General features: G+C 39.1%; 18 protein-coding genes. 9 read left to right on the top strand and 9 right to left on the bottom strand.

The window, feature by feature from the left end:
* Positions 1–1044 (bottom strand): type IV pilus twitching motility protein PilT, encoded by a 1044-nt coding sequence (locus QUE72_RS06995; RefSeq protein WP_286272382.1) that lies wholly within the window; start codon positions 1042–1044, stop codon positions 1–3.
* A gap of 67 nt (positions 1045–1111) precedes the next feature.
* Between QUE72_RS06995 and QUE72_RS06990 the strand changes: the two genes are divergently transcribed.
* From QUE72_RS06990 to QUE72_RS06975, 4 genes are all read left to right on the top strand, one after another.
* The gene (locus QUE72_RS06990; protein ID WP_286272379.1) at positions 1112–1786 is read left to right on the top strand and encodes a YggS family pyridoxal phosphate-dependent enzyme; all 675 of its coding nucleotides are present in this window, start codon (positions 1112–1114) and stop codon (positions 1784–1786) included.
* A 38-nt stretch (positions 1787–1824) separates the two neighbouring features.
* Complete coding sequence (gene proC, locus QUE72_RS06985; protein ID WP_286272377.1) at positions 1825–2640, top strand: pyrroline-5-carboxylate reductase; 816 nt, start codon at positions 1825–1827, stop codon at positions 2638–2640.
* Between the two features lie 95 nt (positions 2641–2735).
* Positions 2736–3284 carry a YggT family protein gene (locus QUE72_RS06980; protein WP_074498390.1) on the top strand — a complete coding sequence of 183 codons (549 nt, stop codon included), beginning with the start codon at positions 2736–2738 and terminating at the stop codon, positions 3282–3284.
* 74 nt (positions 3285–3358) lie between these two features.
* A complete protein-coding gene (locus QUE72_RS06975; RefSeq protein WP_286272376.1) occupies positions 3359–3811 on the top strand; it encodes a DUF4426 domain-containing protein in 453 nt (150 codons plus the stop codon).
* 95 nt (positions 3812–3906) lie between these two features.
* Here QUE72_RS06975 and QUE72_RS06970 read toward each other — a convergent pair whose 3' ends face one another.
* The 4 genes from QUE72_RS06970 to QUE72_RS06955 form a co-directional block, all read right to left on the bottom strand.
* On the bottom strand, positions 3907–6807 hold the full coding sequence (locus QUE72_RS06970) for a TonB-dependent receptor plug domain-containing protein (RefSeq protein ID WP_286272374.1): 2901 nt from the start codon (positions 6805–6807) through the stop codon (positions 3907–3909).
* Between the two features lie 412 nt (positions 6808–7219).
* Positions 7220–9805 (bottom strand): TonB-dependent receptor plug domain-containing protein, encoded by a 2586-nt coding sequence (locus QUE72_RS06965; RefSeq protein ID WP_286272372.1) that lies wholly within the window; start codon positions 9803–9805, stop codon positions 7220–7222.
* Between the two features lie 293 nt (positions 9806–10098).
* Positions 10099–11136, bottom strand: a complete 1038-nt coding sequence (locus tag QUE72_RS06960; RefSeq protein WP_286272371.1) for a FecR family protein — start codon at positions 11134–11136, stop codon at positions 10099–10101.
* Positions 11133–11705, bottom strand: a complete 573-nt coding sequence (locus QUE72_RS06955) for an RNA polymerase sigma factor (RefSeq protein WP_074498394.1) — start codon at positions 11703–11705, stop codon at positions 11133–11135. The genes QUE72_RS06960 and QUE72_RS06955 overlap by 4 nt, the downstream gene beginning before the upstream one ends.
* A 438-nt stretch (positions 11706–12143) precedes the next feature.
* On the opposite strand from QUE72_RS06955, the gene putP reads away from it, so the two are divergent.
* Both putP and putA read left to right on the top strand, forming a co-directional pair.
* Positions 12144–13586, top strand: a complete 1443-nt coding sequence (gene putP / locus QUE72_RS06950) for a sodium/proline symporter PutP (protein WP_254849555.1) — start codon at positions 12144–12146, stop codon at positions 13584–13586.
* Between the two features lie 158 nt (positions 13587–13744).
* Positions 13745–17581, top strand: coding sequence for a bifunctional proline dehydrogenase/L-glutamate gamma-semialdehyde dehydrogenase PutA (gene putA / locus QUE72_RS06945; RefSeq protein ID WP_286272369.1), 3837 nt, complete (start codon positions 13745–13747; stop codon positions 17579–17581).
* Positions 17582–17665: 84 nt separating this feature from the next.
* Here the strand turns inward: putA and QUE72_RS06940 are convergent, their stop codons facing one another.
* Positions 17666–18556, bottom strand: coding sequence for an EamA family transporter (locus QUE72_RS06940; RefSeq protein WP_286272368.1), 891 nt, complete (start codon positions 18554–18556; stop codon positions 17666–17668).
* Between the two features lie 99 nt (positions 18557–18655).
* On the opposite strand from QUE72_RS06940, the gene QUE72_RS06935 reads away from it, so the two are divergent.
* From QUE72_RS06935 to tadA, 3 genes are read left to right on the top strand one after another with little or no spacing between them, the layout of a single operon-like run.
* Positions 18656–19249 (top strand): XTP/dITP diphosphatase, encoded by a 594-nt coding sequence (locus QUE72_RS06935; RefSeq protein ID WP_074498398.1) that lies wholly within the window; start codon positions 18656–18658, stop codon positions 19247–19249.
* A gap of 6 nt (positions 19250–19255) precedes the next feature.
* Positions 19256–20404 (top strand): radical SAM family heme chaperone HemW, encoded by a 1149-nt coding sequence (hemW, locus tag QUE72_RS06930; RefSeq protein WP_217693819.1) that lies wholly within the window; start codon positions 19256–19258, stop codon positions 20402–20404.
* Position 20405: 1 nt separating this feature from the next.
* On the top strand, positions 20406–20927 hold the full coding sequence (tadA, locus tag QUE72_RS06925; protein ID WP_074498400.1) for a tRNA adenosine(34) deaminase TadA: 522 nt from the start codon (positions 20406–20408) through the stop codon (positions 20925–20927).
* A gap of 123 nt (positions 20928–21050) precedes the next feature.
* On the opposite strand, the gene QUE72_RS06920 is transcribed toward tadA, so the two are convergent.
* From QUE72_RS06920 to mltF, 3 genes are all read right to left on the bottom strand, one after another.
* Positions 21051–23789 carry a M16 family metallopeptidase gene (locus tag QUE72_RS06920; protein WP_286272366.1) on the bottom strand — a complete coding sequence of 913 codons (2739 nt, stop codon included), beginning with the start codon at positions 23787–23789 and terminating at the stop codon, positions 21051–21053.
* A gap of 198 nt (positions 23790–23987) precedes the next feature.
* The gene (locus QUE72_RS06915; RefSeq protein WP_175573101.1) at positions 23988–24134 is read right to left on the bottom strand and encodes a hypothetical protein; all 147 of its coding nucleotides are present in this window, start codon (positions 24132–24134) and stop codon (positions 23988–23990) included.
* A gap of 225 nt (positions 24135–24359) precedes the next feature.
* Positions 24360–25853, bottom strand: coding sequence for a membrane-bound lytic murein transglycosylase MltF (mltF, locus tag QUE72_RS06910; RefSeq protein WP_322111098.1), 1494 nt, complete (start codon positions 25851–25853; stop codon positions 24360–24362).
* Positions 25854–25978 lie beyond the last annotated feature (125 nt).

The following is a 25978-nucleotide window of genomic DNA, read 5'->3' as shown; positions in this document are numbered from 1 at the left end:
CTAATACCCTTGAAATTGATTTTTATCAGCGGCTTTTTCCATTGCATCTTGTCTAGTGATCAAGCCACGATTCACTAAGTTTTGTAAGCATTGATCCATGGTTTGCATGCCATGTTGCATCCCCGTTTGAATTGCAGAGTACATTTGCGCCACTTTATCTTCACGAATAAGGTTACGTATCGCCGGTACGCCGATCATAATTTCATGTGAAGCAACACGACCGCCACCAACTTTCTTCACTAACGTTTGAGAAATAACCGCACGCAACGACTCTGACAGCATTGAACGCACCATTGATTTTTCTTCTGCAGGGAATACATCAATAATACGGTCAATGGTTTTAGGTGCAGAGGTGGTATGTAAGGTACCAAATACTAGATGACCCGTTTCTGCAGCGGTCATTGCTAAACGTATGGTTTCTAAATCACGCATCTCACCAACGAGTATAACGTCAGGATCTTCACGTAAGGCTGAACGCAACGCATTGTTAAAACTTAACGTATCACGATGTACTTCACGTTGGTTGATCAAACACATTTTGTTCTCATGAACAAATTCGATTGGATCTTCAATGGTAAGAATATGATCATGCTTCATGTTATTAATGTAGTCGATCATCGCCGCTAACGTGGTTGACTTACCCGAACCCGTTGGCCCTGTCACTAACACTAAGCCGCGCGGGTTTTCTGAAATGGTACGGAAAATATCAGGACATCCTAAATCATCCAACGACAATACTTTACTAGGAATAGTACGGAATACTGCTGCGGGACCTCTGTTTTGATTAAAGGCATTAACCCTAAAACGTGCTAAGTTAGGAACTTCAAAAGAAAAATCCACTTCCATGTTTTCTTCGTATTCTTTTCGTTGACGATCGTTCATAATGTCATAAACAAGAGCATTTACGTCTTTGGCTTCAAAGGCAGGTATGTTAAGTTTACGTACATCGCCATCCACGCGAATTAAAGGTGGAACACCCGTAGAAAGATGTAGATCCGAAGCATTATTTTCTACGCTAAATGCGAGTAATTCGGTAATATCCATGAAAACCTCTTTTATAGTTAACAACGGCATTTATGTGGTAACACATAGATGGCAAAAAATTTAAGTAATGAGTCATATTAAAGATAATCTTGCTCAAGTAGAACTGCAAATTACAGCAGCTTGTCAGCAAGCGAAACGACACAGAAATGATATTCAACTGTTGGCAGTGAGTAAAACCAAGCCGGCCGCTCAGGTGCAAGAAGCTTATAATGCTGGTCAAATAGCTTTTGGTGAAAACTATTTGCAAGAAGCCGTTGAAAAAATACAGCAGCTTTCTGATCTTGAGCGTATTTGCTGGCACTTTATTGGCCCTATTCAGTCAAATAAAACTCGCTTAATCGCTGAACACTTTTCTTGGGTACAAAGTGTTGATCGCAAAAAAATTATCACACGATTAAACGAACAGCGTTGTAGTCAAGATACTCCGCTCAATGTCTGTTTACAAGTAAATATTAGTGGTGAGGCTTCTAAATCTGGCATTGAAGTCAATGAGTTAGATGAGCTAGCACAAATGGTTGACTCAGCAGATAACTTAACATTACGCGGTTTAATGGCGATTCCCGAAAAACACAACGCTGCAGAAAGTTTTGCTAAAATGTCTGCGCTGTTTCAATCCCTTCAACAACGGTTTAATACCGTTGATACATTATCAATGGGTATGTCTGGCGATTTAAGTGAGGCGATATCTAATGGCTCAACTATGGTCAGAATTGGCACTGCCATCTTTGGCGCTAGAGCATAACACCAATAAGAATTGGTCCAAAAAATTAGGAAATTTAAATGAGTAAAATAGCTTTTATTGGCGCGGGCAACATGAATAGCGCCATTATCACAGGCCTTATTAGCAATGGTTTTACACCAAGCGATGTTATTGTTTCAAACCCTTCGGCTGACAAACGTGAAAAATTAGCCAATAATTATAATATCTTACACACCAGTGACAATATTGAAGCGGCTACCTTTGCTGACTTTATTGTATTAGGTGTAAAACCTTATTTTATTGCCGATGTTTGTCAGCAAATTAGTGCGGCGGTCAATGTTGAAGAAAAGTGTTTTATCTCAGTTGCCGCTGGTTGCACTATGTCGACTATGGAGCAAGCATTAGGTAAGCCTTGCCCTATTATTCGTACCATGCCTAATACCCCTTCACAATTAGGCTTAGGCGTTACGGGGTTGTTTCCTTCACCACAAGTATCCAAGCAACAAAAAGAACAAGCTGATTCATTAATGAAATCTGTTGGTATCACTAAATGGCTAACAGATGAGAGTGAAATTGACAACATTATTGCCGTTTCAGGCTCTGCTCCTGCCTATTTTTTCTTGTTTATGGAAGCAATGGAAAAAGAAGCAATACGTTTAGGTTTTTCAGCGCAAGATAGCCGACAGCTCATTCAACAAACAGCCTTAGGTGCTGCTGAAATGGTTGTACAAAACAAAGATGCAATTAGTACGTTACGTGAAAATGTCACGTCTAAAGGTGGCACAACACAGGCAGCGCTATCAACATTAATTGATGGTGGCCTAGATAAACTGGTCAGTGATGCAATGCAATCGGCAAAAGCCAGAGCCAAAGAAATGGCAGAAAACAACGCTTAACCTAACGACAATACATATTAATTAACCCTTTAAACATTGAAATTCTTTTGGTTTGTTACCATCTTTAATGTTAATAAGGTTTTGGAGAACTATTAATGGCAGCAATTAATTACTTACTTGGTTTCTTTTTCGACGCCTTGTTAATGTTATTGGTAATTAGGGTGTGGTTACAACTTGTCAGGGCTGATTTTTACAACCCGTTAAGTCAATTTGTAGTGAAAGTAACAAACCCACTGGTTATTCCATTTCGCCGTATCATTCCAAGCGTAGGTGGTATCGATATGGCAACACTTGTGATCGCATACTTAGTTGCCGTGTTGAAATTCATTATCATACCGTTACTAAACGGTGGCCCTTTTGATTTAATAACTGCCTTGTTTATCGGCGTTTTGTACCTGATTAAACAAACCGGCTTTTTGCTATTCGTGCTAATGTTAGTTATGGCCGTAATGAGTTGGGTGGTGCAAGGTTACAACCCTACCCATGTGATATTACATCAATTAACTGATCCTTTTTTAAGACCAATAAGAAAAGTGATCCCCGCTATTGGTGGTTTAGATTTATCGGTTTTAGCCGCCTTTTTACTGTTAAACGTGATTAATATAGTGCTTTCTGGAGCTATCCCTTATTGGGCAATGCTTTAATAACAAAACAATATTGGTTTATAAGTGGTTATGGCTATACTTAGCGCATAATCACTTTTACCAAGGAGTTTACAATGCAACTTTCGCTAAAAAAATTCTTTCGTCATTTATCATTCGCTTTACCCTTTGCCTTCTTACTTTTAACTAATGCTAACGCTGAAAACATGAAGAAACTCGGTGACATGAATGTACACTACATGGCTATTAGTGCAACATTTCTAACGCCTGAAGTAGCAAAAGCTTATGGTATTGAACGTAGTAATTACAACGGTTTGATCAATATTGCTGTGATGGATAACACGATTAAAGGCAACCCTGCACAAAAAGTAAAAATAACAGGTAAAGCGGTTAACTTACTTGGGCAAGATAAAGATCTTAGCTTTGTAGAAGTTGTTGAAGGTGATGCAGTTTATTACTTAGCACAAGTTATGCACCGTAATGAAGAGACGATACGTTTCAATCTAACTATTGATAACGGCAAAGAACAGCAACAACTGTCATTTAAACATACGTTTTATACGGATTAATGCCAACATTCGTAAACGCATGAACCATCATATATATATTCTCGAGTACCAGTCATTCTAACTGGTACTTTGAGTGTTTGACTGCTAACAGGAAATTAAAACTTCCAACCAACATGCAAGTAATATTGACCACCATTAAAACCTGCAGGAGAGTTTACCGGATAAATTGCGCCTAGGAAGCCAGCTTTTCGACCCTCACTGTATTCTTCAGGGTACACGTCAAAAATATTTTTAGCGCCTATCGCAATATTAAGATTATCAGAAATGTTATAAGAGACTTCAACGTCAGTGATCACGCTTGCGTCAACTTTTTCAAGCAGAGTCACATCGTTAAATTGCGCATTATAAAAGCTACCATAATAGTTAATACGCGCCATGGCTTTTATGCCGCCCTTTGATACAGAATAGGTGAAAATACCGCGAGTTTTTGGTACACCATGTTCACGTTCTTTACGTACATTTCCGTTAGCAATTGGGCTTTTTGAGTTCGTCACTTCTAGTTGAGTATCAGTATAGTTATAGGCAAGCGACAGTAGGTGTTGGGCGTGTTCAAATTCAAAAGGCAGGCTTGCAACCAAATCAACTCCCTGCGTAATTGAGTTAAAGTCATTTGCATAATACTGAATATTAGTGACGTTAGGTTGTACTTCTGAAGCGACTAACAAAGGTGCATCTGCAGCGACTATTTTACTAGTAAAAAGTGAAATTCGATCATCAATATCTATATAAAAGTAATCAAGAGTAATATTGATGCCGCTTATCTCAGATAATAGACCGACACCGAAACTAGTGGCTTTCTCTGGTTCAAGTTCTCCGCCAGAGCGAGCTGAAGCAATTGGACTCAACGCACTCACAAGTTGAGAGCGTTGTTGAACAACCACATCATTAATAATTGAATTTGATGTTGATATACGTTGCAGTGTTGATTGTCCTACCGTAGGAGCTCTAAAACCATTACTGATGGTTGAGCGCAATGCTATGCTATCGTCAATTTGTAACCGTGCCGACAATTTGCCATCAAGGGTATCGCCTATTTCGCCAATATCTTCATATCTCATCGCTAGCGAAATTGACAATGCTTCGGTGATATCCCCTTCCACATCTAAATAAAATGCATTCGAGTTTCTATCGTTTATTTCAGCAGTCTCAGGGGAAAAGCCGGGAAAGCCATTTGCACCAATCGCCTCTCCTTCACTAGTAAATGGGCCCGTTTGATATGAAGCACGATCACCGGCAACCACTTCAAATTGCTCCAAATGATGCTGATAACCAAATGCAACATTTAGTTCAGATTCAAAACCTAAATCAATAGGGTAAGTGAAATCTACATTTAACACTGCTTCTGTTTGAATTTGCGAGCCTAATTCAAATGATGTAGGAGAAAGCTCTCCTAATGATGCATTAACACTATTTCGCAGCTGGTAGTTAATTTCATTTTTTCCTAACACCATACTCATGTCATAGGTCAATTCAACTTCATTGATAACTTCTGCTCCACGAATACCAGCAGCTAAGCTCGCATCTGTTACTCTACCACCAAACCTTGGGGTAAAGCCGCCCGGAAACAATTCGTTAAACGCGAAACAGTTATTATTTTCAGCAACAGCAGTTAAAGCCTCTGCATCTCCTGCCGCCCCTGGAATTGTCGGCGTTGGACAATTACCAGTATTGTTATCTGTCATATCATAAAACAAGCGAGCTCCACTTTGGGGGTTAGTGTAAACATTCGCTCGAGTGTTAGGATTTCGGTAAAAAAAACTACCATCAATATCGCGTTGTGCCCAATTACCAAAGATATAAAGTTGTTTGTAATTTTCACTTTCGCTTACATCAAAGGCCATATTGGTAAATAATTTTATATTATCCATTATTTCAGGAGCTCCCCAGTCAACAACAGGGTTTCGAATGTCATCAGGGTTAACACCACTCTCAATTAACTGTTGAACGGCAGGGTCCTGAATGCCACGTGAAGTTGCTTCACTGTCAGAAAGCTCAAATGAGAAATTAGCGCTCCCCTCATCACCAATGCTTGTGCCTAAAATACCAGCTAATTCAACTTTAACACCGTCGCCTGCATAATATTGACCTGTTCGCATTTCAATTTTTCGTATCGTTGCACTATCTTCTAAACGAAAATTTATCACGCCAGCAATTGCATCAGAGCCGTATTGCGCCGTTGCACCATCTCTTAATATTTCAACACTTCGAAGGGCAATACTAGGAATTGGTTCTAAATCAACGCCATGCGCACCTACATTTAACCCTGAAATGAACTCATAAATCACACCGCTACGATGACGTCGTTTACCGTTTACCAGCACTAACATGCTATCAGTAGGAAGTCCCCTTAGGTTCGCAGGCCTAACCATAGTACCAGCATCGCTAATCGCTTCTTGTCTCGCATTATAGGAAGGAATTATATTTGATAGCGTCGTAATAATATCATTACTACCTTTTGTTGCGAGTGCTTGGTTAGAAATTACATCAAGTGGCGCAAGAGCTCCGCCAGGAGAGCGATTATTACGCCGAGAGCCGATAATTTGAATACGCTCTGCTTTGGTTTTTTTTGTGGTTTTGTTTTGTTTGGAGTCTTTAGAGTGAATGTTTGCTAAAGCATCTATTGACGAAGTTTGCCTTGCGTTTGTTTTGCGATAATCTAAGGTAGCTGATACCGCAATAACTTGTTTATCGGTGGCAACAGCATTTAACGGCGTATTAAGCAATAATGTCACTAACGCTTCTTTGATGGAATAACTACCTATCAATGGGTTAGTCATAATAACAACGGAATCACTAAAGGGATAAAGAAGTGAATACCCTGAGACTTCTGCTAGCTTATCTAACGCTTCTGATGCTTGCGTAGCAGGAATGTTAAATCGATAACGCTCTGAAGCTTGAACGTTTTTTATAACACCTACACTAAATAATAAGAAAACAACAAAATTAACATACGAGAGGCGTAACCGCTTATAGTAGGATAATCGACAACTAACCACTTAAGATTTTGCTCGCTGCCAGTTAGCGTTCACACAGAGTCGTGGTATTAAATGCATTGTTTAATTCTCATCTAATCAAACAATCAAATAAAGACTAATTTTTAAGAGAAAATGGCGAATGCAGCCCTTTATTATTATTTTTTGAAATATCATGAAGAAACTAACTTTACCAGTATCACTCTACTGCTAACCCTAAATTAAACCTTGTTTAGTCATCTTAGCATCAGATTAGACATTCGACCATAGCTGAGAACATGTTGATTTTTATCGGTAGATTATTATTCTCTAAAGATAAAAAATCCCAGCTGTTGCTGAGATTTTTTATCTAGGGCCTGTTGAACTTTCGCGTTTAGTTCGAAGAAAATTTAATCTCAAAAGATCAACAGCCCCTCACTAAATAAATTTTAATTTATTAAAATTTATACGTTGCTTTTGCGTAGTAGAATCCACCATTAAAACCAAATGGTGATGTTTCATAATACTTACCGCCCCAGCTATTATTTGGTGACCCCGTTTGCTTTTCAAAATCTAGTTCGCTTGGGTAAACGTCAAAGATATTTTGCGCACTAATACTCACACTGAACGATTCTGTCGCATGATATGTCACTTCTACATCTACAGTCACTTCAGCATCAGCATTAATTTCGGTTCCGGGTGCATCCGGAGTTCCGATCCAATCAACATGAACACCTTGGAATTCACCAAAATAATTTACACGCGTAAACATATTGATATCATCCCAACTTTGACCCCAGGTAAAAGTAGCACGATGGTTTGGTAGGTCATTTTCTAAACGAGAAACTTTACCTTCACCGGTGACAGCTGTGTATTTGTCTACCGTCGTTTCATTCCAGTTATAAGCAAGACTAAACACTGAGCTACCGTCTAGTAAATCAGTTGTATAATTCGCAATAAAATCAATACCCTCTGTTGTGGTATCAAAATCATTGGTAAAGAAACTTACTTGCTGAATTGAATCTACGTTTGGCACACCATCAGCTTTTAACTTGGCTTTGTCACTATCACTTAAATTATATTTAGCGGATTGAGATACACGATCTGTTACCTCAATGTTGTAATAATCAAGCGTGAAATGAAATTCATCAATTGTCCAAACCGCACCAAATGCCATACTTTGAGACTCTTCAGGTGTGAGCTCAGTAGCCCCTAATTGGGTTGCAACTGGGTTAGAAGGTGGCAATAACGCAGAATCAACCAATACACCGCCATCCAAGTTCGTTTGTACGTTTGCATAATTAGCTTGTCCTACAGTAGGCGCACGAAAGCCTGAGCTGATAGAGCCACGTAATGAAAAATCAGAAGAGATATCATATTGCGCGGTTACTTTATAGTTTGTGGTGTCTCCAAACGTACTATAATCTTCATAGCGTAATGCATAGCCCATTAAAAAACTGTCTGTATATTGTGCTTCAACATCAACATATAACGCATAGTTTTGACGAGAAAATTCACCAGCGGCTGAAGGTTTAAACCCAGGAAAACCATTTGAGCCAATACCAAAGCCTTGACTCGTTAACGGACCTGCCGTAAAAGACTCTAAATCACCAGCAATTACTTCAAAAGTTTCTTGATGATATTCATAACCACCTGCAATAATAAGTGGCAAATCTAAACCTACATCAAGTTCTTTGACTAAATCTACGTTAAAGAATTTTTCAAGTTGAATGTGTTTACCTGGTGAAAAGTCACGCGGTGTATCTGGGCCTAATGACGCATTTACCGTGTTATAAATAACATAACTTGATTCGTTACGCCCTACTGAACCACTAATATCATAAGATAACGTATCTGAAAGTTCACCACGCGTCCCCATAGTGATCGCAGTATCTATAACCGTACCACCGAAATTAGGAGTAAATCCACCCGGCACCATTTCATTAAAAGCAAAACAGTTTTGACCGACAGGCGTATTAGGATCAGCAATTAACCCATAATCGGCTTGATCTAACACATTATCAGTGGTGATGTTTACCGTTGGGCATTCTATACCATTATTTAAGCCATCCATATCAGCAATGAGCAATGTTTCACCGCCGTCATTCGAGAATACGCCACCGCGAAGCTGAGGATTACGGAAATAGAAACCACCGCGTACACTACGTTCGGCATAATTACCAAACATATAAGCTTCACGGCCCTTACCCAGGTCTAAACCAAAGTTACCAAAAATAGTGATGTCATCATTAATTTCTGGTGTCCCCCAAATTTGGGCTAATTCAGAAACGTTAGTGTTACCAGCATCAATCAGGCTTTGAGCATCAGGGCGTTGTACACTTCGGCTGGTTGCATCTGCATTTTTATATTGAAAGCTTAAATTAGCAAAACCATCACGGGTTAATTCCATACCGATATTACCGTTTATTTCGGTAGTATCGCCATCACCTTCGTAATACGAACCATGACGAACCGTTAATGATCCCCCTTCTGAATCATCTTTTAAAACAAAGTTCATTACACCCGCAATAGCATCTGAACCATATTGCGCTGCAGCACCATCACGTAACACTTCAACTTGTCTAAGCGCAGCACTTGGGATCACTGAAATATCAGGTCCTTGTGCACCATCATTAATACCACCACCAAGCAAAGCGATCACTGAAGAACGGTGACGACGTTTGCCATTTACTAAAATTAACGTACTGTCTGCCGATAAGCCACGAAGGTTCGCAGGTCTTACCAAACTTGCTGCATCAGAAATTGGCATAGCATGCACGTTTAAAGAAGGAACTGTACCTTTTAAGAGTTCTAACATATCGGTATTACCCGACCTTTCTAACTCTTCAGCGCCAATTAAATCAATGGGTACTGGCGAGTCATCAACTGAGCGTGGTGCACTTCGTGTCCCTACAACCGCGATGCGTTCAACTTTTTTTTCTTTTGCTTTTTGTGAGTTATCTTCTTCTGCATATACAGAGGTATTGCCAAGAGCCATACTGACAGCAAGTGCCAGCGCTCCGGTGCGAAACTTAGTAGACATGTTATTTCCTTCCTAGTATTTATAGTTTTATCTTCTTTAATGAGTTGCTTTAGTTAATAGAATAATGTGCAACCTAAACTAAAGAGTAGGATGAAGGAAAAAACCGTAAAATTTTTTACAATTTCCTTTAATTGAATATCAACGACGGTATATTTTGTGTGTACCTAACCTTGAAAAAATAAACCTTCCGAAGATAGGTTAAGTAGCAAAATAGGAGGATAAGGTGTTGTCGATTGATAACACCTTATTACAGATGATTATTTTGATAAATCACTGTCAATATTAGGGTTTACCTACGCTTTCTTGGTCAATAAAATTTTATTGGAACCAAGACGTTGTGATTCGATATTAAAAGAAAGCTCTAATGCTTCTATGAGTGCGTCGCTATCACCTAACTCGAAACGGCCACTTATTTTAATATCATGTAAAGAAGGTTCTTTTAATACAATAGTGATATCAATATAACGATTTATTTCTTCGATTACGTCAAACAATGCTTCGTTGTCAAAAATTAATTGGCCATCAAGCCAAGAGAGTTCTCGCGTCATATTCTCCGAGGCAACATGTGTTAGCGTGGGTGATTTGTTATCTGCTACCACAGCTTTTTCACCTTTGGTAAGGTACACATCATCTTTTTGAATAACAGTGTTATCAAGCGCTTTAATATCGGCAATGTTTGCATTAGGATGAACCTTTGACATTTTCACTTTACCATCAGTCACAGTAACTTGAATATTCTTAGGCTTTAAATGAACAACAAACTTAGTGCCAATAGCTTGTACAAGGCGATCACCAGCATAGACAATAAAGGGACGATTAGCATCATGAGCAACCTCAAATAATGCTTCTCCTTTAATGAGTTTGACTAATCGTTTCTCAGCAGAGAATTCTGTTTCAATATGGCTATCAGTATTTAAATGAATAATGGAACCATCTTTAAATGTGGTTTCAATTTGTTGTCCTTTTACCGTTATATAGGTGTTTTTAGTTACATCTAATGGCATCATTAACCAAATAAAAAGCGCAATAAAACTGATACTTGCCGCTAGCATCACTGGTGCGGTTACGGGTTTTAATACTGTCCATAAGGAAATTTTGTTCGATGATGCCTTTTCATCAATATTATTGAGTATTTCATCCATATCATCCCAGATTTCAGCCATCGCTTTTAACGCGACTTGGTGACGTTCATCTGCCGCCAACCAAGCTTTTAATTCTTTTCTCGATTGTTCAGATAAATTGCCATTATCTAATCGCACTAGCCAAATAGATGCTTCTTCATCAATCTTATTCGCCGTATGTAATGGCACTACATTATTACTTGAATTCATTGTGCACGCTCTTCGCTTGATTGATGCTGCTTTTCATTCGTATTACTTTCCACGTCATACCCTTGTGTATAAAGCGACTGTTTACATTGCCTTAAACCTGTTGCTATATATTTTTCTACAGAGCTGACAGATACATTCATTTTTTTAGCGATTTCTTTATGGCTTAAACAATAAAGCTTTCTTAAGAGTATCGCTCTACGGTTTTTCTCTGGTAGCGAATTTAACACGTGAGTAAAACGTTCAAACTTACGCTTTTGAAATAGCTCTTTTTCGACAACATTCTCACCATCACTTTCCAACAAAGCGTCATCAAGTTCGGTATGAATTTCTTTAGATTGTTGCATTAACTTTTTAAGCACCAAGTTTCGAGAGACCACAAACAAATAACCTTTAGGTGATTTAATAGTTTGTTGTTCGTCAGAGTGCAAAACCCGAATAAAAGTTTCCTGCAAGATATCATCTACATCTTGTGGCTCGACGCTCATTTTCATAATAGATCGCACTAAGCCATCTTTACATGCTTGGAAAGCGTTTAGCACTCTATTGTTCGACGGCACTTTATCTTGCATTCAATGTCCCCAAAAACACCTTGTTCCCTTAAAGAGCTTTTTAATTAAAAAATCCATAAAATTTTATCACTAAAATATACCATAATGGCGAATATAATTGCGCTATGAATATAAAAACCTGTTTTTTTCAATTCTATAGTTCATTGCAGCAAGGTTGCCATGATAGACTCTGCGAACTTAGTCAGTACATCTGACTTAACTCTGTCGCATTATGTTTTATAAACTAACGTAAGTGACTGGCAATAAAGTAATTTATTGCCCTTTGTTAAATATTAAAGAGTAGTGTTACAGTACGTCGTCATAAAGTGTTATGGATTAATCGATAGAGATACTCTTTACCAGTATCAATAATAAATTTACTCTTACAATAAAAATACAACGGTGGAAATTATTTTGGAATTTGAAACGTTTTTTTCTTTAGGCCTATATTTTCTTGCAATGCTTGGTATTGGTTTTTATGCCTATCGTAAGTCAACCAGCGATGTGTCAGGTTATATGTTGGGCGGTAGAAGTTTAAGCCCAAGCGTTGCTGCACTTTCTGCTGGAGCCTCTGATATGAGTGGCTGGATGTTAATGGGGTTACCTGGCGCAATGTACCTATCAGGCGTTAGTAGTTTATGGATTGCGATCGGTCTAGTGATAGGTGCCTTTTTAAATTACCTTATTGTTGCTCCACGACTAAGAACCTATACCGAAGTCGCAAATGATTCGATTACCCTTCCTGATTTTTTTGAAAACCGCTTTAATGATAAATCTAGGCAATTAAGAATTGTTTCTTCTGTCGTTATCGTGATTTTTTTCACTCTTTATACCTCAAGCGGTATTGTTGCTGGCGGCAAGCTTTTTGAAAGCTCTTTCGGATTAAATTATGAAATTGGTTTATATGTAACCGCGGGTGTTGTAGTGGCATACACACTTTTTGGTGGTTTTTTAGCGGTCAGTTTAACTGATTTTGTTCAGGGCTGTATCATGTTTGTTGCTTTAGTATTAGTGCCTGCTGTCGCTATTTATGAAATCGGTGGCGTGTCTGAAACCTACTCAACAATTAAAGCCGTTAATCCCGATCTATTAGATATCTTTAGTGGTGTTGGTGTTGTTGGTATTTTCTCTGCTATGGCATGGGGCTTAGGTTACTTTGGTCAACCTCACATCATTGTACGTTTTATGGCAATTCGCAGTGTTAAAGATATGCCTACTGCACGCCGTATCGGCATGAGTTGGATGATAGTGGCCATCATTGGTGCCATGGCAACCGGTTTTGCTGGTATTGCTTATGTGACAAAAACAGGCTTAGCATTAGATGATGCCGAAACTATCTTTATTTTGTTATCTCAAATTTTATTTAACCCTCTCATTGCTGGCTTTTTATTAGCCGCTATTTTAGCTGCGATTATGAGTACCATCTCTTCGCAATTGCTAGTGACATCAAGTTCTTTAACGGAAGATTTTTATAAAACTTTTTTACATCGCGAAGCCAGTGATAAACAACAAGTATTCGTAGGCAGAATATCGGTATTCTTAGTGGCCTTAGTAGCTATTTATTTAGCTTATGATCGTGACTCATCTATTCTATCTCTGGTCAGTAATGCTTGGGCCGGATTTGGCGCAGCTTTTGGCCCGGTAGTAATCGGTAGCTTGTTCTGGAAAAAAATGACTCGAAACGCAGCGTTAGCAGGAATGATCACCGGCGCACTAACCGTACTTTTCTGGATTTATTCTCCTTTCACTATAGATGGGCAATCTTTAAGTTCAGTAATGTATGAAATTGTTCCTGGTTTTATCTTATGTTCAATAGTGATTTTTGTGGTAAGTACCCTTTCACCACAAGATAACAACGACATTTTAACTAAGCATGATGAAATGCTATCTCACCATGCTTAACGGTATGAATATTTGAATGTATGCCTACATGAATGCTAATCATGAAGTAAGAAATGTGTTAAGACTTTCAACATCATGTTTAGCGTTCTCAAATATTCAATGGCTATAAAAAGACTATAGTGTTAAAGCACTATTCAGTATATTTTGAGGGCAAATAAATGCTTTTTAATGGTTCGTTATTCTCTGACTGTCCCATTCGTCAGAAAATCCGTGAGTTTTATCGCATCGATGAAAATATAGCAGTAGATCATATTCTACCGATTGCAGAAGTTAACGTAAGTGCACGAAGTCGAGCTTGGGAACGCGCTCGTAAAATGGTCTTAAAAATCCGTGAAGACCAAGAAGGCAATGGAGCCATAGATGCACTTTTAAATGAGTATTCTCTTTCTAGTGAAGAGGGTGTAGTACTTATGTGTTTAGCTGAAGCGTTACTACGTGTTCCAGATAAACATACACAAGATGCCTTAATTCGAGACAAAATTTCGCAAGGTAAATGGAGCTCTCACCTTGGCAGTAGTGAATCTTTGTTTGTGAATGCTTCATCATGGGGACTATTAATTACGGGTTCTATGGTGAATTATGCAGACAAGCGCAAGCAAGATAACTTTGGTCTACTGAAAAAAACCATCGGTCGTCTTGGCGAACCTGTTATTCGTAAATCAATGAACTATGCCATGAAAATCATGGGTAAACAGTTTGTAATGGGCGAAACCATTGAAGCAGCAACTGAGCGTGCAGCCACTAAAGAACAAAATGGCTATGTATATTCTTACGATATGCTTGGCGAAGGTGCTCGCACCATGGAAGATGCTCAACGATACTTAGCCTCTTATCAACAAGCAATAGAAACTATTGGTTCAATTGCTCAAGCCTCAGGTAAAAATGACCCACGTAAGGTACCCGGTATTTCTGTAAAACTGTCAGCGATACATCCACGTTACGAGTTTAGCCATAAAGAACGTGTTTTAGCTGAAATCGTTCCAAAACTTAAAACCCTATGTTTACAAGCTAAACGCTATAACATCGGCCTAACCGTTGATGCTGAAGAATCAGAACGCTTAGATATTTCACTCGATATCATTGAAGCAGTCTTTAGTGATAACGATTTAGGTGACTGGAATGGTTTTGGTATTGCATTGCAATCCTATCAAAAACGCGCACTTTGGGTCGTAGAATGGTTACGCAGTTTAACATTACGAACAAACCGCAAAATGATGGTACGTTTAGTTAAAGGGGCGTACTGGGATACTGAGATTAAAAATACGCAAAAAGACGGTCATCTTCATTTTCCCGTGTTTACACGTAAATCTTCCACTGATGTTTCTTATCACGCTTGTGCTAATAAACTGTTAGATTACCGTGATACTATTTACCCACAATTTGCCACACATAATGCCTACACCGCAGCAACTATTGTAGAGCTTGCTGGTGATGATAAAGAAGGCTTTGAATTTCAATGCTTACATGGCATGGGCGACTCGCTTTACGATCAAATCGTTTCAGGAGAAAGTATCCAATGTCGTATTTATGCACCTGTTGGTCATCATGAAGATCTACTCGCCTATTTAGTACGTCGTTTATTAGAGAATGGCGCAAATTCTTCGTTTGTAAATGCCATCGTGGATGAATCACAACCTGTTGAATCTTTGCTTGAAGATCCCGTTGAAAAAACACAACGCTTAAAAGATAAATATAACAATCAAATTCTCAAGCCGGTCGCGTTATACCATGATAAAAATGGTAACGGACGTGATAACTCAATAGGGGTAGACTTAGATGATATTATCGAAATATCCACACTAAAAACCTCACTTGATAACTGGTTTGAGAATAACTTACTTAACAGTGACGCATTACCTGAAAATTCAGTACCGGTGAAAAACCCAGCTAACCATCATGAAATTATCGGATATCACCATTTTCACGATAAAGATGATATGTTAGCTATGATTGATACTGCAGAAAACGTATTGGCTTCATGGTCACAAACACCTGTAACTGAGCGCGCCGCACTTTTATATCGCATTGCAGATATACTTGAACGACACATGAATGAACTTATCGCCATGTGTATCAAAGAGGCGGGTAAAATAGCACAAGATGGTATTGATGAAGTACGAGAAGCCGTTGATTTTTGTCGTTACTATGCAGAAAGAGCTGTAGAACTCGTAGAAGATGATAGATTGGAACCACGCGGTGTGGTGTTGTGTATTAGCCCTTGGAACTTCCCTCTGGCAATATTTTTAGGTCAAGTTGCTGCTGCAATCGCAACCGGCAATACTGTGTTAGCGAAACCTGCAGAGCAAACTGGTTTGATAGCTTTATATACTATTGGATTAATGAAGTCAGTTGGCTTACCTGAGGGTGTTGTACAAGCGGTAATCGCGCGAGGTAGCGATGTGGGTAGTGTTATTGTACCTGACACTCGCGTACAAACAGTGATGTTTACTGGCTCTACGGAAACGGGGACCAGAATTTCACAAACCTTAGCAGAGCGTGGTGGCGATCAAGTACCTTTGATCGCAGAAACTGGTGGTCAAAACTGCATGATTGTTGATTCAACCGCACTACCTGAGCAAGTGGTTGATGATATTATTTCTTCAGGCTTTCAATCGGCAGGTCAACGCTGCTCGGCGTTGCGCGTGTTATATTTACAAGAAGAAATAGCCGACGATGTAATTACCATGCTTAAAGGCGCATTAGCCGAATTACATATAGGCGACCCTTCAATGCTAAGTACAGATATTGGCCCTGTCATTGATCAAAAAGCTCTAGATGCACTTAACGCGCATAGCGACTATATGCAATCACATGGCAAGTTATTATACCAATGTGAAATTGCTCAAGAGATAACTGATAAGCTATCTGACAATGAACACTATTTCTTCGCTCCTCGCCTATATGAAATTGATGATATAAGCGTATTGAAAAAGGAAGTTTTTGGTCCTTGTGTGCATGTGGTTCGCTTTAAAGGCGAAGACATTGAAAATGTGGTAGATAAAATAAACAGTACAGGCTTTGGTTTAACCATGGGGGTCCATACACGAATCAATCATCGTGCCCTTGAATTAGCAAAACTGTCTCGTGCAGGCAATATTTATATAAATCGTAATATGATTGGCGCAATTGTTGGCGTTCAACCTTTTGGTGGTCGTGGCCTATCAGGCACCGGGCCAAAAGCTGGCGGTCCAAACTATTTAACACGATTGATGAAAGAAAAAGCGACGCCTGATGCCGAACAATTCAATATGTTGCCAGAACAAGTTGAAGCATTAGAGAGTAATGAACAAGCCGAGTCTGAAGCAAACCTATTTATGGAAAAAGCTGATACGGCAGAAAAGGATTGGCGTTTAACGGAATTAAACACTCGGATCTCTTATGTTCGTCAATTATTAGCCAAAATTGCACATGTTGATATCGTTGATGACCTTGCCGATGATTTGAACCGCACACTAGCAGCGGCTCGCGATCAATTAATCAGCATTGAAAAACGCTTAAAGAAACCTACTGTATTGCCTGGTCCAACAGGTGAATCAAATACGCTTTATTTGGAAAACCGTGGCAATATTATTTGTTTTGCTGATAAAAATACAAGTTTTCACTTTTGGACACTTTCATTAGTAACCGCATTAGCGACAGGTAATACCGTTATCTCAGTTGTTTCAGATTTATTCTATGATGAAGCCATCGCTTTTAGAGATAAATTTATTGCCACAGGTGTTGATAAAAACGTTTTTCAAGTGGCCAGATTACGTCACTTATCTGCCCTGTTAGATCACCCTGCTCTCTCAGGGGTTGTTATTGATAGTCTTTGTGATCGTAAGCATTATATCAGTGAAAAGTTAGCTGAACGTCAAGGGGCAATATTACCGGTGATCAGTTCAGAGTACTTTGACAATTTGATCCAACGTTTATTAACGGAGAAAACCATCAGCATTGATACAACAGCATCAGGCGGTAACACTTCCTTAATGACTTTAGTTGAAGAAGATTAACATCGTAAGATGTTAATCTTAATGTTAGACAAGACAAAACGGGCGTCATTTGATGCCCGTTTTTTATCGCTAAATTAACAGCGGTTAGGCTAATTGCTTTTTATTAAATAGTCGTTTACCAAAGGCATTTATAAACAATGAAAGCATCACTAATAGTATGCCTAATATTTGTCCAGAATTTAGCGTTTCACCAAGAAAAAACGACGCACACATAATACCCACGACAGGAACACCTAAAGTTAATGGCGCGACTTGACCAGCAGGATAACGACTTAATAAGGCTCCCCACATGCTATAACCTAAAATAGATGCGCCTATTGCTAAATAAAGTAACACTAATGCACTAGAAAGATTAAAGCTTTCAAACGTTTGCAGTATCACTTCTGGCCCTTCAATATAGTAACTTGAAAGCGCAAAAGGAATAACGGCTATCCAAGCTGACCAAACAACCAAACCTAAATTTGCTTGATAACCTAATTGGGTAATTTTACGGTTAACAATATTACCAATCGCCCAAGACATGGCACCTGCAATGGTCAGCATAAAGCCAATTAACGTCATATCTGTAGACTGCCCTGCGCTGCTTATCGCCCACAAGCCGAAAAATGCGATCGTTAAGGCTATTAATTGGGTTCTATGCAGTTGCTCTTTTAACAACACTATCGAAAATAGAATGGTAAACAACGCCTGAGACTGCAAAACAATAGATGCTAACCCTGCTGGCATACCAAATGCCAACGCAGAAAACAGCAATGCAAATTGACCAAAGCAAAGCGTTATTGCATAAAGCGCCATCCAACGCCAAGGTATCCCTGGCTTAGCAACAAATAATGAACCTAACAGCGCAACACATAAAAAACGAGCAGCGCCCATTAATAATGGCGGCATATCTTGAACACCCCAAGCAATGACGACAAAATTAAAGCCCCAAATAAAAATTATCATTAAGCCTAATAGGTTATCTTTTAACGTCATTATTACTTCCTATCCTTCTCAAAATATCGTCTTTAGTCTCCCTAATTCTTTCAGATTAGGGTATGATCCGGCTTTATTTTCTAAGCAGTATTTGAACAGATGACAACTATCGTTTTAGCTACCGGTAACCAAGGTAAAGTAAAAGAGCTTGCCAGTTTGCTCGCAGAAAAAGGCTTTGTGATAAAAGCACAAAGTGAGTTTAATGTACCAGATGTGCCCGAAACAGGCACAACATTTGTAGAAAATGCGATTATAAAAGCAAGACATGCTGCAAATATTACCGGTTTGCCTGCGATTGCTGACGATTCAGGTTTAGAAGTAGACGCTTTAAACGGTGCTCCAGGAGTTTATTCTGCTCGTTATGCTGGCGAAAGCGCTAATGATAGCGATAACAATCAAAAGTTACTCAATGCCTTACAAAACGTTGCTGAAAATGAGCGAAGTGCTCGATTTCATTGTGTCTTGGTATATATGGCGCATGCGGAAGATCCCACCCCACTTATTTGCCATGGCGTATGGGAAGGTAGTATTGTAACTGAACAACAAGGCGAGCAAGGCTTTGGTTATGATCCGCTTTTTTGGCTACCAGAATTACACAAAACCTCAGCGCAACTTAGCCGCGAAGAAAAAAACACTATAAGCCATCGTGGAAAAGCACTTGCCCAATTAGCAACTAAGTTACAAGCGATATAAGCAGCAATGATGTTAACTGCTCCGCCTTTATCCCTTTATATCCATATACCTTGGTGTATTGAAAAATGCCCTTATTGCGATTTTAACTCTCATGCATTAAAACATGATATTCCAGAACAAGCTTATGTTGCAGAATTGATCAAAGATCTTGACGCTGATATTAAGCGCTTTGCACTTTACGATAGACCTTTGCACTCCATTTTTATTGGCGGAGGTACACCAAGTTTATTCAGTGCAGAAGCAATTTCAGCAATACTGTCTCAAGTATTACAACGATTTGAGCACCGTGCCGATATTGAAATCACCTTAGAAGCAAACCCTGGCACGGTTGAAGCAGATAAATTTATCGGGTTTTACCAAGGTGGTGTTTCTCGTTTATCCATTGGCGTTCAAAGTTTTGCTTCTGACAAATTAATTAAGCTAGGGCGTATTCACGACAGTAATCAAGCTAAACGAGCAGCGACACTCGCCCATGAATGTGGCATCAATACCTTCAACCTAGATTTAATGCATGGTTTACCGAATCAATCACTTGATAACGCGTTAGATGATATTAAAACCGCGATCGATATTTCGCCAACCCATCTTTCTTGGTATCAACTCACCATTGAACCGAACACAGCTTTTTACTCAAAACCACCTAAACTGCCAGAAGATGAAACGCTTTGGGATATCCAAGATAAAGGCAACGCACTATTAACGAATGCTGGCTATCAACAATATGAGATTTCAGCCTTCGCTAAACCAGGCTTTGAGTGCCAACATAATCTGAATTATTGGCAATACGGCGACTACCTTGGGATAGGTTGTGGCGCTCACGGAAAGATAACGGACCCCGTTAAACAACAAATTCATCGCACGATAAAAGTTAAACACCCAAAAGGTTACTTAGATTCCAGCCGTGAACATTTAGATCAACTATTAACGGTTGCCAAAGAAGAACGCCCTTTTGAGTTCATGATGAATCGATTACGGTTATTTTCAGCGTTTAATGAAGCCGACTTTGAACAGATGACGGGATTAGCCTTCAGCACAGTGTCTGATAAAATGCATCGTGCCTTAGACAAAGGGCTTTTACAACAACACAATGGAAACTGGCAAGTGACAAAGCTCGGCCACCGGTATTTAAACAGCTTGCTAGAAGAGTTTTTGTAACATGACGCAATACAGCCAAACAGAAATTGACCATGAATTTATGGCTAAAGCCTATGCGTTAGCGTTAAAAGCTGAACAACATGATGAAATACCTGTGGGTGCAATTGTCGTTGCTGACGGTAATATTATTGGTGAAGGTTTTAATCAATCGATTATGCAACATGATCCCTCTGCTCATGCAGAAATGATCGCCATTCGACAAGCGGGTAAAACACTAGAAAATTATCGGATGCTTGATTGCACCTTATATGTCACCTTAGAACCCTGCCCGATGTGTGCTGGGTTATTGGTTCATAGCCGTATTAAACGGGTAGTTTTTGCTTGCGCTGATGAAAAAACCGGCAGTGCAGGAACGGTGTTTGACCTAACAAATAGTGATAAGCTAAATCATCAAATTGAGATTAGCTCAGGCGTGATGGCAACAGAGTGTAGCGCTTTACTTTCTAGCTTTTTTAAGCGCCGTAGAAAAGAAAAAAAATTGTTAAAACAAAAATTAAAAGAACAGTCTTCACTTGAGCGTTAAACAATAAACAACAAATTTAAAGAACCGTGACATTCTGCAGTTGTGATAAAAAGAAAAATGCCAGTCAGCTTAACTGACTGGCATTGAGCCTAAGCACTTCCTTTTTAGCAAAGATATGTAAGTCTATTTTTCAACTTTCGACATATCGCCCGCTTTAATAATCGCAAATGCCTCTACTGATAAGTATTTACGCATCACGTTATTAATATCTTCTGCCGTTAACTTCGCAATTTGTGCTTCATATTTTTTACTAAATTGCATCGTGCGATCTAAACGAAGATTTGTATTTAGCTTGCCTGCTAGTTCCCGATCTTGAGAACGACTCACTTTACGTCCTTGCAACATGCCAGACTTGGCCGCAGCGACTTCTTCATCGGTAAAGCCATCTTTAAGCATACGCGCAACTTCTTCTTTAAAGCCTACTTCCACTTTTGCTAAGTTTTGCGGTGCACAAATAGCGTATGCCCCAAGTGACGCTCGCTCATCAAAATCACTAATATTTATAAATGAGCCAGCACCATAGCTTAAACCATCTTTTTGTCTCAAGCGGGTTGCTAAGCGACTGTTTAAGAAACCACCACCTAACATATAATTCCCCATGGTTAGCGCGGGTGCATCAGGGTGGTTTTGTCCAACAGGAATACTAATTGATGCGACAAAGGTTGCATTTTCCTTGTCTGGAGTATCAAAGGTCATTGCTTCGTTTGATAGTTTTTTGTAAGGGTTATCAATACGAGCATAATCCTTACTACTTTGCCAGTTAGTCGTCATTTCATCTAATACTTTAGTGGTCGCAGCTTCATCAAAATCACCTACGACAGTAATTTGCATACTAGATGCACCGTAGAAGTCTTTATGGAACTGACGAACATCTTCTAAAGTTACAGCACCTAATGCCGCTAACATTTCTTCAAATGTCGGTACATAGTTTGGGTGTCCTTTTGGAAAAGGACTTTGATGACGAGAATATGCTTTAAAAGCGATACGCTGTGGATCTTGCAATTGCTGCTCGATTCCAACTTTCGTTTCACTCTTGTACAGCTCGAACTCTTTTTCACTAAACGCTGGCTTTTGTAGTACTTCACCAACGAGTTTTAACGTGTCATCTAAGTTTTTTCGTGTCGTATTTACGGTAACATACGCATATGTATCACCACCGCCAACACTCACTTGCGCTTCTAACTTATCAAACGCTTCTTTAAGCTGTTCACGCGTATAATTCTCAGTGCCTCGCATTAACATAGCGCCCGTTGCATCACCAACAGCATTTAGACCTTGTAAAGAAAGTAAGTCACCCATTTGCAAATTAACTTGTACAACAACCGACTCGCCTCGTGTTTTCTTAGGCAGTAACGCTATTTGCACACCAGTGTCTAATTTACTCGTTTCAGTGCGCGCATCAATATTATCATGAGATGGTTCAAAAGCTTCACCTTGCGCTACAGCTTTACGGCCTTTATAGTCTTTGACCATTGCTGATACACTTTCAACATGTGGAATGTCAACACGCTCAGGGTTTTCAGCAGGAATAAACTTACCTAATGTTCGGTTGTTACGAGTAATATAACTAGCAGCAACACGGTTGACATCTTCAACTGTAACATTTTCAATACGATCACGGTTTAAGAAAAGTAAACGCCAATCACCCATACCTAGCCATTCACTTAATTCCATGGCAATACGCTCTGATGAATTAAAGGCTAATTTGGTATTTTTTAAAATGGTGCGTTTGGCTCGTTCAACTTCTTCTGAGGTAATTGGTTTATCGCTAATACCTTCTAACGTTGAAATAAGTGCAGTTTCAGTTTTCGCTAAATCGTTTGCTTTATCTACTTCTGCCATAAAAATGGCAACTCCTGGCTCAGCCCACTGAAAATTAAAACCAAACGCGTTGCTCGCCAGTTTCTGCTCAACAAGTGATTTATGTAACCGCCCTGTTGCCTGCGCTGAAAGTACTTCATTTAATACATCAATCGCAGCAAAGTCAGGATGCGACCCTGCTGGTACATGATAAACAGCACCAATCATTTGTGCATCACCTACACGGCGTACCGTCACATAGCGTTCACCGTCTTGTGCGGGTTCACGGGTATATAACGGTTGAATCACGCGTGTTGGTTTAGCAATTTTACCAAACGTTGCGTTGATTTTTTCCAACATCGTATCTACATCAAACTTACCTGCGACAGTTAATGTGGCGTTATCTGGTTGATAATATTTACGGTAGAAAGCTTGTAAACGGTCAATTGGCACATTTTCTAAATCTGCTCGAGCGCCAATAGTAGACTTACCATAATTATGCCATTCATATGCTGCTGCCAACATACGTTGTAAGGTAATTCTAAACGGGTTGTTTTCACCACGTTCAAATTCATTACGTACCACAGTCATTTCACTGTCCAAATCTTTTTTGGCAATGAACGAATTAACCATACGATCTGATTCCATGCTCAATGCCCAGTCGATGTTCTCTTCTGTGGCAGCAAAGGTTTCAAAGTAGTTAGTACGATCGGTCCACGTGGTGCCATTTGGTCTTGCACCATGAGAACTTAATTCTGCAGGAATATCTTTGTGCTTTGGCGTGCCTTTAAAGACAAGATGCTCTAACAAATGAGCCATACCCGTCTCACCATAGTTTTCATGTTTAGAGCCAACGTGGTAAGTAACATTAACAGTGACAGTTTCTTTCGTATTATCTGGAAACAACAGTACTTGTAATCCATTATCTAGGCGGTATTCAGAAATCCCTTCTACCGAAGTCACTTGTTTAATTTTATCGGCAAAGGCCGATGGCGAAAGTGTGGTAATACAAATAGAAGCAGCAATGGCTATTTGTGACGGTTTACACCATTTTTTTAACATTATTATTCCCTTTTTTTTATCGTAGTATAATCAATGTAGCAAATTGTTAATGTGCTGTTAAAGAAAGACTAAAAATAACAAAAGATAGAATGTAATAATATGTAAATTTTATTCGACACTTTATATAAGGTAATAGAAGGTGGGTAATAGAATAAAGGTGAAGATGAAAGTACAGATGAAAAATAACGGTAGCAAGCTTTAATTCATGCTACCGTTATGAGTACAGTTTACGTCTTGATTTTCTTGTATAAAGTGCATCAAACGACGGTTATTCACTTTTACTTTATGCCGATTCATTAAACGTTTTCGTTGCGTTGAATGCGACACTTTTCGTGCTTTTTGCATATGATATTCTCCTATTAATATTATGATGCTTGTTGCTACTTAATATAGACACGATTCACTTAAAAACGTTCAACAAACATACTCTATATATGGTGTCTATAGGTATTATTATCAAGAGAATATATGACAGTTTCATGAAATGCTGTCTGTTTAATGTAAGAAAATATCTCCATTTAATCGTTCACGACTATTTATGATTAAAATTAGTCTGAACCGTAAGTGTTGTTACTCGCCTTTTGGCAGTTCAGGGCTGTGCTTTTCGGTTGCTGATACATTAGGGTTAGCATTGGTGAGTTCTTGTTGCTCTAACGCCTCAAGCAACAGCTGTTGCTCAGCTTCTTGTTGTTTCTCATCCATCCAAGTTAAGGTATCGTAATAGCGTCGAATGTTTTCCACGTAATTCACGGGTTCATCACCCCGCGCATAACCATAGCGAGTAAACTTATAATACTTTTTCTGTTTTAATAGTGGTAACCGCTGTTTAACATCCACCCAACGATCAGGGTCTCCCCCTTGCAGACGCGTGATCTCTCTCGCATCATTTAAATGACCAAGTCCAACATTATAAGATGCTAAGGCAAACCATAATCTGTCTGGATGTGGTATTCTATCAGGCATGCGATCAAACATTTGTTGAAAATATTTAGCCCCACCTTGAATACTTTGCTCGGCATCGATTCTACTTTTAATTCCCATTTGCTTGGCAGTCGGTAACGTTAACATCATCATACCTCGTACCCCTGTATGAGATCTTGCTCTTGGGTTCCAATGTGACTCTTGGTAGCTGATAGCAGCCAGCAATCGCCAATCGATATCTTGTGCATATTTTTCAAAAAGCGGACGATATTGTGGTAGTTTTGCATCAACTGCTTTAATAAAAGTACGAGTATCTACATAATTAAACTGTTCTACATGACCAAAATACTTATCATCAAGGGCTAATAAAGTACCGTTATGATGAATGTCGCCAAAAAATTCAATCATACTTGCCAAAATTGAATCATCGCCTTCTTTGCGAACCGGCCACGCGATCAGCTCTGACGCCTGGAGGGTAAAACCAATACTAATTTCAGGGTAATATCGGCGGCTAACGGCAAGCGTATGGCTATCGATGATCGTATAGTCAAACTCGTCATTTAAAATACGGATCAGTACTTCTTCGCTGTCTAATTCTTCAGTTTCTTGCCATGTAAGTGTCGGGAAAGTTTGTTGAATAGTTTGTAAATTTTCAACATGGCTTGAGTTAGCGGTAACTATCAACTTACCTGTTAAATCTTCTAATTTCCTAGGGCGCTTATTCCCTTGTTTAAAAACAAGTTTTTGACTAATACGATTATAGCTAGGTGCAAAATTATAACGCTGTAGCCGTTTATCTGTAATGGTTAACCCTGCTGCTAAAAAATCAACCTCGCCGCTATCAAGCAAAGCAAAAAGCTCTGCTAAGCTATAACTAGCAACTATTTTTAATTCCACTCCTAGATAATCAGCATATTTTTTTGCTAATTCATATTCAAAGCCTGTTTCACCTTCTGGGCCGATATAATAACTCGTTAATCCATAAAGGGTACCAACAGTGATATAACCTTGTTTGGCAACGTTCACCAGCCCTGATTGTTCAGACTTTTTTTGACAACCGCTCAACGTAAAAATAAACGGTAGACATAACAACCAAACAAGGAATATATTGCGAAAATATTTAAAGTGTACAACGTTCATCATTCCATTGTGGCGTGCTTTTATTGTTTATCAAAGTCTTTTTTTTCATTTCCGGAAAACAAGCATGGAATTTTTTTTACTATTGCCCTGCTTTTACACTATAATACGCGCGATTTTTATTCCAATAA

Source organism: Thalassotalea hakodatensis, assembly GCF_030295995.1.
In the GTDB taxonomy this organism is placed as follows: domain Bacteria; phylum Pseudomonadota; class Gammaproteobacteria; order Enterobacterales; family Alteromonadaceae; genus Thalassotalea_C; species Thalassotalea_C hakodatensis.
The sequence above is the reverse complement of the archived record's forward strand: the minus strand, read 5'-3'. Positions and strand labels throughout refer to the sequence as shown.